Genomic DNA, 14071 nt, shown 5'->3' with positions numbered 1-14071 from the left:
GACGCTTACCTCAGCTCGAACTCCAGGCGCTGGCGGGCACGACGCAGCCGCTCGGCGGGTGAGAATCGCCAGCGCGCCACCGCCTTCCGGGCGGCATCGTCGAAGACATTGCTCGGATGAGCGGAGGTCACGCGAATGCTCGAGGGGTCGACGCTGCCGTCGGTGCGAATCACGAACTCCAGCTCCACATAGCCTTCCTGACCACGGAGCACGGCCGGCCTCGGATACTCTGGCGGCACCTGGCTGGTCGGCGTGACCTGGCCCACCTCCACCGGTGTCCGGGCGACGGTCTCGGCACTCGTCTCGGCGGAGGCGGCCGACGAGGCCTCGGTGGCCGGGGACGGCTGCGGCGATGGTTCACGTGGGGGGGCCGGTTCGGGGCGCGGCTCAGGCGTGGGCACCGGCTCCGGCACCGCCTCACTCAGTTCCGGCAGCGTGGTCTCGACCTCCAGCGGCTCCACCACCTCCGGCGGCAGCTCCGGCTCGGGCAGTGCGATGGGACTCTCCATGGGCGGCGCCGGTTCCGGCAGGGGCGGCGGTGGCGCCACCTCGGGCGGCGGCGGGGCGGCCTGGGGTGGCGGCTCGGCGACCTCCTCCTGCACCTCGGGCATCTCGACGCTTCTCAGCGTTATGGGCTCCTCGAGCTCCTCGAACTCCTCCTCGGGTGGCAAAACCACCAGGGCCAGCAGCCAGAACAGCACCAGCGCCATGAGCATACCGGCCAGGGCCGAAACGGGCCCCCGGATCATGGTGCCCTCCGGGTGGTGGCCACGGCGACCTGTTCGACGCCGGCCTGGCGGATGCGGTCCATCACCTCGATCAGCAGGCCGGTGGTGGCCTCGCGGTCGGCCTGGATCACCGCACCACCCTCGCCGCTGACCAGGGCGGCCACCTCCTCGCCCACCCGATGGGCATCCACCGGCTGACCACCCACCCAGACGGCCCCTTCGGGGGTAATCGCCACCATCACCTGGGCGTCCGGCTGGGGACTCGCCGCGCTGGACTCCGGCCGCTGGATCTCGATCCCGCTCTCCTTGATGAAGCTGGTGGTGACTATGAAGAAGATCAGCATGATGAAGACCACATCCAGCATCGGGGTCAGGTTGACCTCGCCGGCGTCGCCATTGTCGACATCGAGACTACGGCGTCTACGCATGAGTGTCCTCCACGGCTTCGGCCAGGAGGTCGTGCAGCCACTGCTCCTCGCGCCGAATGACCTGTTCGAGTCGGCTGGTAAAGAGCAGGCCGATCACCGCCACGGCCATGCCGGTCAGGGTCGGCAGGGTCGCCCGGGCAACGCCGTCGGCCATGGCACGGGCCTGGCTGGTATCGCTCAGCGCCAGGCTGTCGAAGACCGTGATCATGCCGGTCACGGTACCGAGCAGCCCCAGTAGCGGACAGCACGCCACCAACAGCCTGAGCCAGGGCAGCGGGCGACGCAGCCTGGCGATCAGCTCCCGGGTCCAGACCTCGCGCAGGGTCCGGGCACTCCAGCTGAGGTGCTCGGTACGCGCCACCCAGCGCGCGATCAGCCGCCGACGGGCGCGCTGGTAGGTAATGTGGAAGAACAGCCCCCGCTCCAGGGCCAGGCTGAACAGCAGGGTCGCCACCAGGGCGATCACCACCAGGATGACGCCGCCGGCATCGACCAACCACGCCAGGGGCTCAAGCCAGAGCGGTAGCATGGCCGCCACTCCCTTTCTGCGTTCCGATGTGGGGCGCACGCCGCTCGAGCCGTTCGGCCAGGGCCTCGCAGGCCTGCCCTTCCAACGTGCAAGCCAGCTGGCGACTCCGCCCAACCAGGGCGGTATAGGCGAAGAGCAGCGGTACGGCGGTGATCAGCCCCAGCACGGTGGTGACCAGCGCCTGACTGATACCGCCGGCCATCAGTTGCGGATCGCCGGTGCCGAAGACGGTGATCGCCTGGAAGGTGACGATCATGCCGGTGACGGTGCCGAGCAGCCCCAACAGCGGCGCCAGCGCCGCCAGCAACTTGACCAGCGACTGGCCGCGCTCGAGCCTGGGCAGCTCGGCCAGCACCGACTCGTCGAGGCGCGCCTCGAGCGCCTCCGGCACTGGATCGTCGAGGGTCTGGAAGCGCCTCAGGACCCGCCCCAGGGGGTTGTCCTCGCGCAGCTGGGTGAGGTCGCGCAGCTGACGGCGCATCACCCAGCTGACCCGCAGCAGGTAGCCGTACTGGGCCAGGGCCACCAGCAGGCCCAGAAGCCCCAGGCCCACCACCACATAGCCCACGACCCCGCCCTGGTGGAAGCGCTCCACCAGGCTGGGCCGCTGGGCCAGCGCGGCGATCACCTGCCCCCCCCGGGTCGGGTCCAGCGCCAGGGTACGGCTCTCGCCGGCCTGGAAGGCGGCCAGGGCCTGCGACACCTCCCGCGGGGTCCGCGCCATCGTCGACAGCACGCCCTCGTCGGCGCCGCGGCGCAACAGTTCGCCGTCGCTGAAGGCGGCCAGATCGCCCACACGTACCACCTCACGCGTGGCGATATCGCCGCTTCCGTCGGCTACCAGCGCTTCGAAGCTCACCACCCGGCCGGTTTCGGCGGTCAGTGCCATCAGGGCGTCGGCGACCCCTTCGAGGTGATCGCGCTCGAGCACCTCGACGTTGTCGAGGCGGGGCGGTAGCTCGGCGCCGCCCACCGTCACCCAGCTCTCGGCCAGGTCATCGCGCAGCCCGCCGCTGTGCCTGGCCAGCGCCGCCAGGACGCCCTCCAGATCACTCCCCTGTTCCTGCTGGCGGCTGTCGAGCTCGGCCCGCCACGCCTCCTGCTCGGCCTGCCGGGCTTCCAGCTCGCGGTGCCGCTGCCGGGCCGCATCGCGTGCCTCGCGTGCCTCGTCCAGGGCGGCCTCCAGGGCGCCCCGGTCCTCGATCAGCGCGACCAGACGGGCCTGATCGCGCGCCTCGGCGGCCTCACGCTCGGCGCGCAGCGTGGTCAACGCCTCGGACTGGGCCAGGGCCAGGGGCGCCAGACACAGCGTCACGCCGAGCAGCAGCCCGCCGGCCAATCGTCTCATGCTCATGAGCGCTCCTCCTGCGTTCCGCCCGATATCAACGGCTGCGACACCGGTAGCTCGAGCAGCTTCGGCGCCCGCTGATCGCGGGCGATACGCAGTCCCATGCGCACCTCGCTGCGTTCGTCATCGTCGAGGGGGAGCCAGCGACTCTCCTCGGCGAGCCAGACGCCACCTTGGCGACCATCTGACGTCAGGTAGTAGTAGCCCACCCGGCCGAAGCGCAGGAATTCCACTTTGCGCCGGACCTCGCCTCGGGTCAGATAGCCTCGCCAGGCATCGAATTCACGGCCGTAGTCGAGCTCGGTACGCCAGGCGGCCAGGATGCGCTCCAGGCGCTCGCCGGCCGACGCCTCGGGATCGGCCAGGTCGCTTTCCAGGCTGGCGACGCGCGCCCGGCGCTCCTCCGCCAGGAACGGCAGGTCCTGCTCCACCCAGCTGGCGAGACGCTCCACCAGGCCCCGCTCCAGGGCCGGCAGTGCCTCGCGGGTCTCGGTCAGGGTGGCGAGGGCCGTCTCACGGCGGCTCAGGGTCTCGGCCTGGCGCGCCAGGCGCGGGGCCAGCAGGTCGTTCTCGGCGTCGAGCCGGCGCGTCTCGCGCTCCAGGCGGCGCAGCTCCTCGAGCCGCTCACGCACCTCGTCATCGGCGGCATCGATGCGCGCCTGCAGCTCGGCCTGGGTACGCTGTGCCTGACTGGCCTCCTCCAGCAGCGTCTCTGCGGACGCCACCGGGGCGACCACGAGCCACCAGAGGAGGGCGGCACCACGCAAGAGTGGATGTCGAAACGTCACCACGACCGGACTCCCTTGATGTTCACGACAATACGTTGATTGGACGAATGGCTGGCCGGTACGGCAAGCGGCAAAACGATGCCACCAATAAAAACAATTATCAATCGTGGTGAAGCGACACTCCCGTCGGGAGGCCGGCCCACGAATCGGCCACCATGGCCCTCCAGGCGCCAGAACTTGCAGAATACCATGGTCGTGGGGGGGGCACGCACCCCCACCCAGATCAGCCGAGCCGCGCCTGACCGTGCGCCAGGGCATCCACACCGTCATCCTGGTCGCGCGCGTCGATGCAACCCCAGCACTCACCACCTCAGCGACGCTGTTCCGCATCGACTTCGAGGACCGGGTCCAGTTCGACCAGCCCTGCAATCGCTTCGTCAATCAAGACAATGAATGGTTGATATTTGCATTTGATCTTGAACATGCAAATGCAAAACATTATCATTAGCGAACACCCGATGACCGCCAGGCATTGCGGTGTCATCGAAAAACATCGACGCACCACGGATCAGACAAAGGGACACCCATCAAGATGTCACATGCCAGACAGCCCCACGTCAGGCGGCTGCTACCCGTCGTTCTTTGCTCCGCCCTGCCCGCCACGGCACTCGCGCAATCGGCCACCGAGCAAGACACCGCCAACGAGTTATCACCTGTGGTCGTGACCGCGACCCGCAACAAGAGCATCGCCGGCCAGACCCCCCAGAAGGTCACCATCATCACCCGCGAGCAGATCGAACAGCAGCTGGCCATCACCAGCGACCGCGGCCAGATCCTCAGCAACCTGATACCCTCCTACTCGGCCAGCCACCAGAAGCTGACCAACTCCGGCGAGACCTTCCGCGGCCGCGAGCCCTTGTTCCTGATCGACGGGGTGCCGCAATCCAACCCGCTGCGCGACACCCAACGAGACAGCTACACCATCGACCTGTCCATGGTCGAGCGCATCGAGGTGATCCACGGCGCCAGCGCCGAGCACGGCCTGGGTGCCACCGGCGGCATCATCAACTACGTCACCAAGCGCGCCGAGAGCGGCACGGTGAACCAGCATGCCGCCGTCAACGTCACCAGCGACGATGACTTCCATTCCGATGGCACCGGCTACAAGTTGGACTACCAGGTCAATGGCCAGAGCGGCGACTGGGACTACCTGGCCGGGGCCACCTGGCAGGAACGCGGCGTCTTCTTCGACGGCGCGGATCGCCCCATCGGCGTCGAGACCATTCAGGGCGAGATCCAGGACTCCACCAGCTACGACCTCTTTGCCAAGCTGGGCTACTGGATCGATGAAAACCAGAACCTCGAGTTCTCCGCCAACCGCTACGAGCTGGAAGACAACGCCGACTACGTCCTCGTCGAGGGCGACCGCGACAGGGGCATACCCGCCACGGCCCGCAAGGGCACGCCGCCGGGCGAAGTGCCATTCAACGAGTCCACCACTCTCAACCTGTCCTATGCCCACGCCGACTGGCTGGGCAACGAGCTCGACGCCCAGCTCTATCATCAGCGGTTCCGCGCCCAGTTCGGCACTCACCCCTTCGCCTTCCCCTTCGTGGATGACGAGGGCAACGACCGCCTCGACCAGACCCGTGCCGAATCCGACAAGCTGGGCGCCAAGTTCACCCTGCGCCGGGACGGCCTGCTCAACGACCGCCTGGGCCTGGCCTCCGGTATCGACCTGATCGAGGACGAGACCACGCAGGTGCTGGCACAAACCGGCCGCGTTTACGTGCCCGAATCTCAGTTTCGCAACTACGCCCCCTTCCTGCAGGGCGACCTGAAGGTGCTGGAGAGCCTGACCCTGCACGCCGGAGCGCGCTACGAGTACGCCGAGCTCGATGTCGACGACTTCTCGACCATCGACAGAAGCACCGACGTCAACAACGACCTGGTGTCGGTGGACGGCGGCAATCCGGATTTCGACGAGGCGCTGTTCAACGCCGGCCTGGTGTATCAGGCGACATCGTGGGCCCAGCTGTTTGCCAACTACTCGGAAGGCTTCGGCATGCCGGACGTGGGGCGTGCGCTCCGCGGCATCAAAACGCCCGGCCAGGACGTCGACAGCCTGCTGCAGCTGCAACCCATCATCACCGAGAACTATGAGTTCGGCACCCGCTTCGGCTGGAACCGCCTGAACTTCGAGCTGAGCTACTACGAGTCCGACTCCGATCTCGGCGAGCGGCTGTCCGAGGAGAACGGCGTCTTCGTCGGCAACCGCGAGAAGACGAAGATCCGCGGGGTCGATCTCAGCGGCGAGCTGCAAGTGACCGACGCTCATGGGCTGGACTTTACCTACGCCTACAGCGAGGGCGAGTCCGACACCGACGGCGACGGCAAGGTCGACACCGAGCTGTCCGGCGCCAATATTGCCCCCGAGCGCCTGACCCTGGGCTGGAGCGCCCACTGGAACGACAAGCTGTCGAGCCACCTCCAGGGCAGCTACTTCTTCGACAGGACCTTCGATGAGCAGACCAACGAGAACCTGAAGCGCTTCGACGGCTACACCCTGGTGGACGCCTCCCTGGCCTACCGGCTGCCGGTGGGCAAGGCGAGCCTCGGTATCGAGAACCTGCTGGACGAGGACTACATCACCTACCGTTCACAGGTCGGCCGGGATGGTGACGACCGCTTCTTCGCCGGCCGCGGCCGTACCCTGACCCTCGGCTACCAGCTGGACTTTTGAGTGCGCACGCCTTCCACTGACTAGCTCGCTGCTTGGCGGCGCCCTATGGCGCCGCTTTTTGGTTCATCGCACTTTGCCGCGGCTCCACCGTCGCCCTGACCCGCTCACAATTGATAACGCTTTACATTAACTTTTGCATCATGTCATCATCCTGTCCCCATGACGCGTTTCGCAGTGGCGTTATGCCAGGCCAACGCCTTCTGTACCCCCGCTGAGTGAGTGTCCATGCCGAATGCTTCCGCGCATGGCGGAAAGGTGCTGATCAGTGTGCTGCTGGGTACCTTTACCGTCAGCCTCAATAACAGCGCCTTGAACCTTGCCGTGGCCGAATTGATGGCAACCTTCGGTGCCAGCGCCATGGATGTCAGCTGGGTGGTGACCCTGTTCATGATCACCATGGGCATGACCATGCCACTCACCGGGTACCTGGCCGACCGCTTTGGCCGCAAGCGCATCTATCTGCTGGGCCTGTGGGGATTTCTGGCAGGCTCCGCACTCGGCGCCATGGCCCAGGGGCTTGCCGGCATCCTCCTCGCGCGTGGGCTGCAGGGCGTTGCGGCGGGGCTGATGATTCCCCTGTCCCTGTCACTGATCTTCTCTGCCTATCCCAGCGACCAGAGAGGCCGTGCCAGCGGGGTGTGGGGCTTCGCCGTGATGATCGCACCGGCCATTGGCCCGAGTGTCGGCGGGCTGTTGCTCGAAATCAGCCACTGGCGGGCGCTGTTTCTGATGAACATACCGTTTGCGCTGCTGGGACTGCTGTGTGGCTATCGCTATCTTTCGGCTGACCCCTCCAATCATCAACGTCGGTTTGATCTGCCTGGCTTTGCGCTGATCACCCTGGGCATGGGCGCGGTGCTGTTCTCTCTCAGCCGGGTGGAAACGCTGACGAACCTCCTGGGCTTCCAGGCCCTTTTCCCGCTCACGGCCGGTCTCCTGGCGCTTTCACTCTTCGTGCGCGTCGAGCGACGCGCCAACACGCCGCTGCTCGACCTCTCCCTGTTTTCCCACCAGGGATATCGTCTCAGCGTCATCCTCGCCTGCCTGCAGTCGATCATCCTGTTTGGCTGTATTCTGCTGGTGCCACTATGGATGCAGAATGCGTTGGGATTCGGCCCGTTGACCACGGGCCTGGTGTTTCTGGCCACCGCCCTCGCCGCCTCCTCCTGCTCGCCTGTCGCGGGACGCCTGATCGACCGTTACCCGCCACAGTGGTGTATCGGCGTCGGGCTGATGATCACCATGGTCAGCCTGTTGGGGCTCGGCACCCTGACGGAGACCACGCCGGTCTGGATGATTGGTGCCTGGATGGGCCTGCGCGGCATCGGTCTCGGCTGCGCCTATCTGCCTTCCACCACCGTGGGCATGAAAGACCTTCCCGAGCAGAGCGTCGCCCAGGCCTCGGCCATGAACAACATGTCCCGACGCCTGATATCTTCGCTCGGCATCGTCGCGCTCTCCCTCTACTACGACATGGCCGTGAAGGCCGCTCTGCAGCGGGGGATCCCCTATACCGAAGCGAGCGCCTCCGCCCTCCACCATGCCTTCCTGGCGCTGGCGGTGGTCGCCTTGTGCTGCCTGCCGCTGGCATGGCGGCTCGGCCGCGCCGTGACACGGCAAGGTCCCGCGTCGCCAAGTGAGGCGTCATCACCCCCTCAAGCCCCCGAGCCCCCTTTGAAGACAGCAACCGCCAGGAGGCCGGAATGAAGACTCGCGCCCCGACCCGGCGCCGGTGGCTGACGGTGCTGCTAGTGTCCCTCATGCCGTTGGGGTCTATCCCCCTCGCCGCCAACGACACCGAAGGCATGCGCATCGTCCCCAGCGAGTTCGGCGACACTGTCATCCCCGCCACTCCGCAGCGAATCGTCACCCTTTACCAGGGCGCGACGGACAGCGCGGTGGCGCTCGGCATCACGCCTGTCGGCGTCGTCGATTCCTGGCTGGAAAAGCCCATGTATCGCTACTTGCGTGACGCGCTCGCCGGCGTGGAGCACGTCGGTCTGGAAACCCAGCCCAACCTGGAGAAGGTGGCCTGGCTGGACCCCGACCTGATCGTTGCCACGCGTTTTCGTCATGAGAGGGTCAGGCCGCTGCTGGAGAAGATTGCGCCGACGGTCGCCACCGGCACCGTCTTCGACTTCAAGGCCACCCTGGCGCTGATGGCCGAGGCCACGGGCCGGGAGTCCCGCGCCCGTGAGCTGCTGCAGGACTGGAACGATCGCATGGCGGACTTTCGCCACAGAATCGCGGACCAGCTGGGCGACGGCTGGCCACAAAAGGCCGCCGTGGTCCGCTTCAAGAGCGACCATGTGCGCATCTACTCCACGGGATTCGCCGGCTCCATCCTGAATGAGCTGGGATTCGAACAGCCGGATTCCGTGCACGACCAGGGCTGGGGCATGAAGCTGACCAGCGAAGAGAACATCCCGGTCATGAATGCCGATGTGATCTTCGTGCTCCTGGAGCCGGACGATCCGGCCATTGCGCAGAACTACCGGCACTGGACCTCGCACCTCCTCTGGCAACGATTGGACGCCGTGCAGAACGAGCGCGTCTTCGAAGTGGATGCGGTGAACTGGATCATGGGCGGTGGCATCCTGGCCGCCAATGCCATGCTGGATGACCTCTACCGCCATTACGGGCTGGATAACCTCCGCGGGTCCGCGACGATTGCGCCGGATACCCCGTCGGGAGTGGCGTCCAGCGCCGCCTGCGCCGGTGATACCGCCGCAGTTTCCCACGCTCGAGACGAGGGGCCAGCCGCATGCTGAGTTGCCGCCTTTCACGGATCGCGGGCCTGCTGCTGGGCCTGGCGCTGGTCGCGACGGCCTTCGTGGCGAGTGTCATGCTGGGCACCACGGATATTGCCCTGCCCACCTTCCCCCAGGCGTTGGTGCATTACGACCCCACTCGGGTCGCGCACATCATCATTCGCACGGAGCGCCTGCCACGGGCGGTCATCGCCGCCCTGGTCGGCGCGAGCCTGGCCATCGCCGGCGCCCTGATGCAGACCATGACACGCAACCCGCTCGCCTCGCCGGGTATCCTGGGGATCAACGCGGGGGCCATGTTCTTCGTGGTGATTGCGGTATCGCTGCTGCCTCTTCATTCCCCTGCCGAATATGTCTGGGCGGCGCTGTTGGGTGCCCTGGTCGCGGCCTGTCTGGTGGTAGTGCTGAGCCGCGGTCGCCAGGGGGAGCTGTCGCCGCTGCCGGTCGTCCTGGCGGGCGTGGCCGTCACGGCCATGTTCGTCTCCTTCAGCCAGGGCCTGCTGATCATCGACCGGCAGAGCTTCGAGAGCGTGCTGTACTGGCTGGCCGGTTCCGTCTCCGGACGGGAGCTGTCCCTGGTGGTGCCGCTGCTGCCCCTCTTCGGCGGCGCCATGCTGCTGTGTGCCCTGCTCGTCAGGCACGCCAATGCCCTGATGCTGGGCGATGACATGGTCAAGGGCCTCGGCATGCGCGCCGGCACCATCAAGCTGTTGCTCGGCCTGGTGGTGATTCTGCTCGCCGGGAGTTCGGTCGCACTCGCCGGCATGATCGGTTTCGTCGGACTCATCGTGCCGCATATGGCGCGGGGGCTCTTCGGCGTCGACCACCGCTGGCTGCTGCCGGCCTGTGCCCTGCTGGGAGCGAGCCTGTTGCTGCTGGCCGATGTGGCATCGCGCTTTCTGATGCCCCCTCAGGATGTCCCGGTGGGGGTGATGACCGCCCTGATCGGCACGCCCTTCTTCATCTATCTGGCGCGCAGGAAGCAGGCCTGACCATGACGTTATCCATTCCCCTGAAACAGCCGGGCGACAGCACCGTCGATGCACACCAGACTCGCTATCTGGGCATCACGGCCCTGCTCGTGCTGGTGTTGCTCGCCAGCATGGGCCTGTCGTTGAGCCTCGGCAGCTTCCCCACCCCGTTCAGCCATGTGTTGAACGCGCTGGCCACTCCCCGGGACAGTGACATCGCCTTCATCGTCTGGGAACTGCGCTTGCCGCGCATCGTGCTTGCCATGATGGTGGGAGCGGCCCTGGCCGTGGCCGGCGCCATCCTTCAGGGCATCGTGCGCAATCCGCTGGCCTCTCCGGACGTGATTGGCATCACCAGTGGCGCCGCCATGGCCGCCGTGACCTTCCTGGCGCTTTTCAGCACCAGCCTGAGTATCCATTGGTTGCCGGTCTCCGCGCTGATCGGCGCACTGCTTTCCGCCATGCTGGTGTTCTTCCTGGCCTGGAAGCGTGGCATTACGCCCTCGCGCCTGGTGTTGGTCGGCATCGGGCTCTCCGCCGCGATGGGTGCCGTGACCACCCTGCTGATCGTGGTCAGCGATGATGCCGCCGCCATGTACGCCTATGTGTGGCTGACGGGCAGCCTCTACGCCGCACAGTGGCAGGACGTGCTCGGCATATTGCCCTGGCTGCTGGCGGCCGTTCCCCTGTGCCTGACCTATGCGCGGCACATGGATGCCATGGCGCTTGGTGACCATGTGGCCCAGGGGCTGGGTGTGAACGTATTGCGCAGCCGGCTGGTGCTGATGGCCTGCAGCGTGGCGCTGGCGGGCGCGGCCGTGGCCTTTGCCGGGGGGCTCAGCTTTGTGGGCTTGATCGCTCCCCATATCGCTGCCCGCCTGGCGGGACGGGGCTTTGCCAGGCTGGTTCCCGCCGCCGCCTTGATAGGGGCCTTGATCGTGCTCTACGCCGATCTACTGGGCAGAGTGGCTTTCCTGCCCAAGGACCTGCCCGCCGGTATCTTTGTCTCGGGAGTGGGCGCGCCCTTCTTCGTCTATCTGCTGCATCGGACCCGCTACCGCAGTCACTGAATCAGCCCGACCGTCATCATTCACCCTTCATCACTCACCCCTCATCACTAAAACCCAAGGCAAGACCAGGGAAGGCACATGTTTCATATCGCCCCACGTCAGGACACCTTCACAGCGCAGCAACGGCAACGCTATCGACGCCTTGCCACCTCCACCCTGGGGCATTTCACCGACTTCGGCGCCATCACCTCCCTCTCGCCGATCCGGCGTCCCATCCGCCTTCTCGGCACGGCCTTGACGGTCAGGATTCCCCACGTCGACGGCAGCATCATCCGCGAGGCGCTGAAGATGGCCTGCCCGGGCGACGTGCTGGTGATCGATGTGTCCGGCGACCATCGCCGAGCCTGCTGGGGCGAGTTCCGAGCCTATGCGGCGCTGCGCAAGCAACTCGCGGGCGTTGTCACCAGCGGCGCCATCACCGACCGGGATGCCCTGTCCCGGCTGAACCTGCCCACCTACGCCCGGACGACCAGCCCCCTGACCACCAGGGCGCTGGAACTGGAAGGTGAGATCAACACCCCGGTCGCCATCGACGGCGTCACGATCAACCCGGGAGACCTGGTGGTGGGCGACGACGATGGGCTCTTCGTCATCCCGCCGCATCGCGCCGACGCCCTGGCCGATGCCGCGCAGACCAAGCAGGCCCAGGAGGAGGAAAAGCGCAACGCCCTCGAGGCCGAGTTCCCCGAGTGGTTTCGCTGAAAACGCCGCCCGCCTGAAAAAACCGCCCGACGACATGTCGGGCGGTGGGCGTATCAGGCTTCGGTCAGTGCCTCGGCGACCCTTTCGTCGACTGGCAGGCCAACCCGAACGAAGGGATTACAGGTCGAGCTGGTGCCGAAGGGCATGCTGCCCGGCCCGCCGGCACGCTCGATGATCGGTGCGATGAGACGCTTGTAGGGCCATTGCTCTCTCTCGAAGAGCTGCTCCTTGAGCATCCCGCGATCGCGACCGTCGAAGGGGATGGCGTCGATCCGGGCCTCGAGGCGGGCCGCCATCTCCCGCCAGAGATCATGGGACGACAGCCCGTAGTGATCCGCCAGGGTGTCGATAATCGCCCGCAGATTGACCTGTATCCCCAGGGTTTGCAGCCAGAACAGCAGGGCCTCGAGACTGTCGTGATACAGGGTGTTGGAGTGGCCGGGCTTGATGCAATAGCACGGGTCCTGCATGCCGTGCTGTTCCAGGCACGCGACGCTGATCCTCAGGGAGTCATGGTCACGCAGCAGCAGCCCGTGGCACTGGCCTTCCTTGAAGACCAGGACGGCATTCTGTCCATGCACTTCCGCCAGCATGCCGAGCCGCAACATGCGCAGGTTAATATCGAAGAAGCCATCGCAGAGCTCGCCGAACAGCGCCTGCACCGAGGCGGGGCTGGCCATCATGCCGCGTTGTGCCAGCCAGTCGTCGAACACATGATGCTCGCCTCCCGGCAGCGGCGTCCCCAGCGTGGCCATGGGCACCAGACGCACGCTCGGGTCTTCCAGCAGAGCGCGGGGATAACTACGCACCATGGCGGACAGATGCCGCGGTGCCTCGTCGAACAGTGTCGCACCCTCCGGCATATAGGCCCACCACTTGCCCTCGTCGCACAGGTAGAGCCCCTCGGCAAGCCTGGCATCCTTCTTCCTGGCCTGGTGCAGCAAGCGGGCGCTGAGATCGCCATTGAGCATCTTGACCGCCGGCAGATAGCGAGAGGTGCCCAGGGAATGGATGGCCATCGGCAGTTTCAGAAAATGCGGGCTCGCCGTGGTAGGGGCCAGCGAGCGCAGCGAGGAGGTCGCGAGCCAGGGCTCCGTGACCGACTCCAGCGAGACACAGTCGCCCGCCACGAAGGCCGCTTTCAGCCAGTGGGGAAGCGCATGTTCGTGCTGCCAGGGGTGTACCGGAATGGCGACGTGGGTCCGGGCCAGACCACGCGACGCCATCTCCTGCTCGAGCGCCCGGCGGCCTTCGTCACCGGCGAGCCACTGCGCCGGCACGGGGCAACCCTCGCCGACGCCGGCGCCGGTCATCATCCGGTCACGCGGCATCGCGACCCAGCGCAGCGTGACGGGGGCGTTGAACTCGGCCATGTAGGCACGGTACTCGGACTCGCTGAGCCCCTGCTTGGCCTTCGCCGTGGGGTGATAGGGCCGGTCGAGCAACGACGCCCACTGTTCCATGATCGCGAAGTGCTCGACCGTGTCGCGACGCAGCAAGTCTCGTGTCTCCACCCGATGCGCCACCGAGCTGGCTGCCTGCCAGAGGCTGTCGGAGAGCGCCTCGAGAAACACTCTCTGTCCCTGTCCCAGGGCCTGCTCGTCGTCTTGCGTCACGGCACCGAAGACACGGCGCATGAAGGCGACAGGGTCGAGTGACTCCCACTCCCGGCTCTCGTGATCCATCAGGATCACGGGGGTCCGAGGCACCTTCTCCCACGCCTGGGCGATGCCGGGCCGCAACAGCATGGCGATGCTGTGATGCCGATCCTGCGGCCAGTGCCAGAACCGCTGCGAGGGATCGCCACCGTGGGCCTGGAACGCCGGCAGGCGGGTGAGCCAGTCTTCGGCCTCGGTGGCGACCCGCCAGGCCGCGCCGAGGTCGTCCAGCAGGCCCTCGACCAGCAGACCATCCACCAGCGACTGCATGATCTGCGCCTGGGCATGGCGCTGGGCGTTGAGGGGTTTCATGGTCGTGAACTCCGTAGCGGTGTCGGTACGGTCGAGCGAGGGGACATCGCTCGCCCGATTCGAAGGAAAGGGAAGATGCGTCA

Annotated in this window: 13 protein-coding genes; 7 read left to right on the top strand and 6 right to left on the bottom strand. The window is 66.5% G+C overall.

Going from position 1 to position 14071, the window contains the following annotated elements:
• Positions 1 to 5: 5 nt before the first annotated feature.
• From MKP05_RS01190 to MKP05_RS01170, 5 genes are read right to left on the bottom strand one after another with little or no spacing between them, the layout of a single operon-like run.
• Complete coding sequence (locus tag MKP05_RS01190) at positions 6 to 749, bottom strand: energy transducer TonB (protein WP_240566683.1); 744 nt, start codon at positions 747 to 749, stop codon at positions 6 to 8.
• Positions 746 to 1156, bottom strand: coding sequence for an ExbD/TolR family protein (locus MKP05_RS01185; RefSeq protein WP_110281764.1), 411 nt, complete (start codon positions 1154 to 1156; stop codon positions 746 to 748). Before MKP05_RS01185 ends, MKP05_RS01190 begins: the two co-directional genes overlap by 4 nt.
• Positions 1149 to 1685 carry a MotA/TolQ/ExbB proton channel family protein gene (locus tag MKP05_RS01180; protein WP_110281765.1) on the bottom strand — a complete coding sequence of 179 codons (537 nt, stop codon included), beginning with the start codon at positions 1683 to 1685 and terminating at the stop codon, positions 1149 to 1151. Before MKP05_RS01180 ends, MKP05_RS01185 begins: the two co-directional genes overlap by 8 nt.
• Positions 1666 to 3039, bottom strand: a complete 1374-nt coding sequence (locus tag MKP05_RS01175; RefSeq protein ID WP_110281766.1) for a MotA/TolQ/ExbB proton channel family protein — start codon at positions 3037 to 3039, stop codon at positions 1666 to 1668. The genes MKP05_RS01180 and MKP05_RS01175 overlap by 20 nt, the downstream gene beginning before the upstream one ends.
• The gene (locus MKP05_RS01170; protein WP_306766758.1) at positions 3036 to 3824 is read right to left on the bottom strand and encodes a DUF3450 domain-containing protein; all 789 of its coding nucleotides are present in this window, start codon (positions 3822 to 3824) and stop codon (positions 3036 to 3038) included. Before MKP05_RS01170 ends, MKP05_RS01175 begins: the two co-directional genes overlap by 4 nt.
• Before the next feature lie 241 nt (positions 3825 to 4065).
• On the opposite strand from MKP05_RS01170, the gene MKP05_RS01165 reads away from it, so the two are divergent.
• The 7 genes from MKP05_RS01165 (at position 4066) to MKP05_RS01135 (ending at position 12018) form a co-directional block, all read left to right on the top strand.
• Complete coding sequence (locus MKP05_RS01165; RefSeq protein WP_240566682.1) at positions 4066 to 4269, top strand: hypothetical protein; 204 nt, start codon at positions 4066 to 4068, stop codon at positions 4267 to 4269.
• Between the two features lie 84 nt (positions 4270 to 4353).
• Entirely contained in the window at positions 4354 to 6504 is a 2151-nt protein-coding gene (locus tag MKP05_RS01160) for a TonB-dependent receptor (RefSeq protein ID WP_240566681.1), read from the top strand.
• A 225-nt stretch (positions 6505 to 6729) separates the two neighbouring features.
• A complete protein-coding gene (locus tag MKP05_RS01155) occupies positions 6730 to 8211 on the top strand; it encodes an MDR family MFS transporter (protein ID WP_240566680.1) in 1482 nt (493 codons plus the stop codon).
• Positions 8208 to 9275, top strand: a complete 1068-nt coding sequence (locus MKP05_RS01150) for an ABC transporter substrate-binding protein (protein ID WP_240566679.1) — start codon at positions 8208 to 8210, stop codon at positions 9273 to 9275. Before MKP05_RS01155 ends, MKP05_RS01150 begins: the two co-directional genes overlap by 4 nt.
• Entirely contained in the window at positions 9269 to 10267 is a 999-nt protein-coding gene (locus tag MKP05_RS01145; RefSeq protein ID WP_240566678.1) for a FecCD family ABC transporter permease, read from the top strand. Before MKP05_RS01150 ends, MKP05_RS01145 begins: the two co-directional genes overlap by 7 nt.
• Positions 10268 to 10269: 2 nt before the next feature.
• Positions 10270 to 11316 carry a FecCD family ABC transporter permease gene (locus MKP05_RS01140; protein WP_240566677.1) on the top strand — a complete coding sequence of 349 codons (1047 nt, stop codon included), beginning with the start codon at positions 10270 to 10272 and terminating at the stop codon, positions 11314 to 11316.
• A 78-nt stretch (positions 11317 to 11394) separates the two neighbouring features.
• On the top strand, positions 11395 to 12018 hold the full coding sequence (locus MKP05_RS01135) for an RraA family protein (protein WP_240566676.1): 624 nt from the start codon (positions 11395 to 11397) through the stop codon (positions 12016 to 12018).
• Between the two features lie 53 nt (positions 12019 to 12071).
• On the opposite strand, the gene MKP05_RS01130 is transcribed toward MKP05_RS01135, so the two are convergent.
• A complete protein-coding gene (locus MKP05_RS01130) occupies positions 12072 to 13988 on the bottom strand; it encodes an IucA/IucC family protein (protein WP_240566675.1) in 1917 nt (638 codons plus the stop codon).
• Positions 13989 to 14071: the final 83 nt, after the last annotated feature.

The sequence above is a fragment of the Halomonas flagellata genome, from assembly GCF_022487945.1.
In the GTDB taxonomy this organism is placed as follows: Bacteria; Pseudomonadota; Gammaproteobacteria; order Pseudomonadales; family Halomonadaceae; genus Halomonas; species Halomonas flagellata.
Note: the sequence above shows the minus strand (reverse complement) of the source record. Positions and strands in the feature narration are given on the sequence as shown.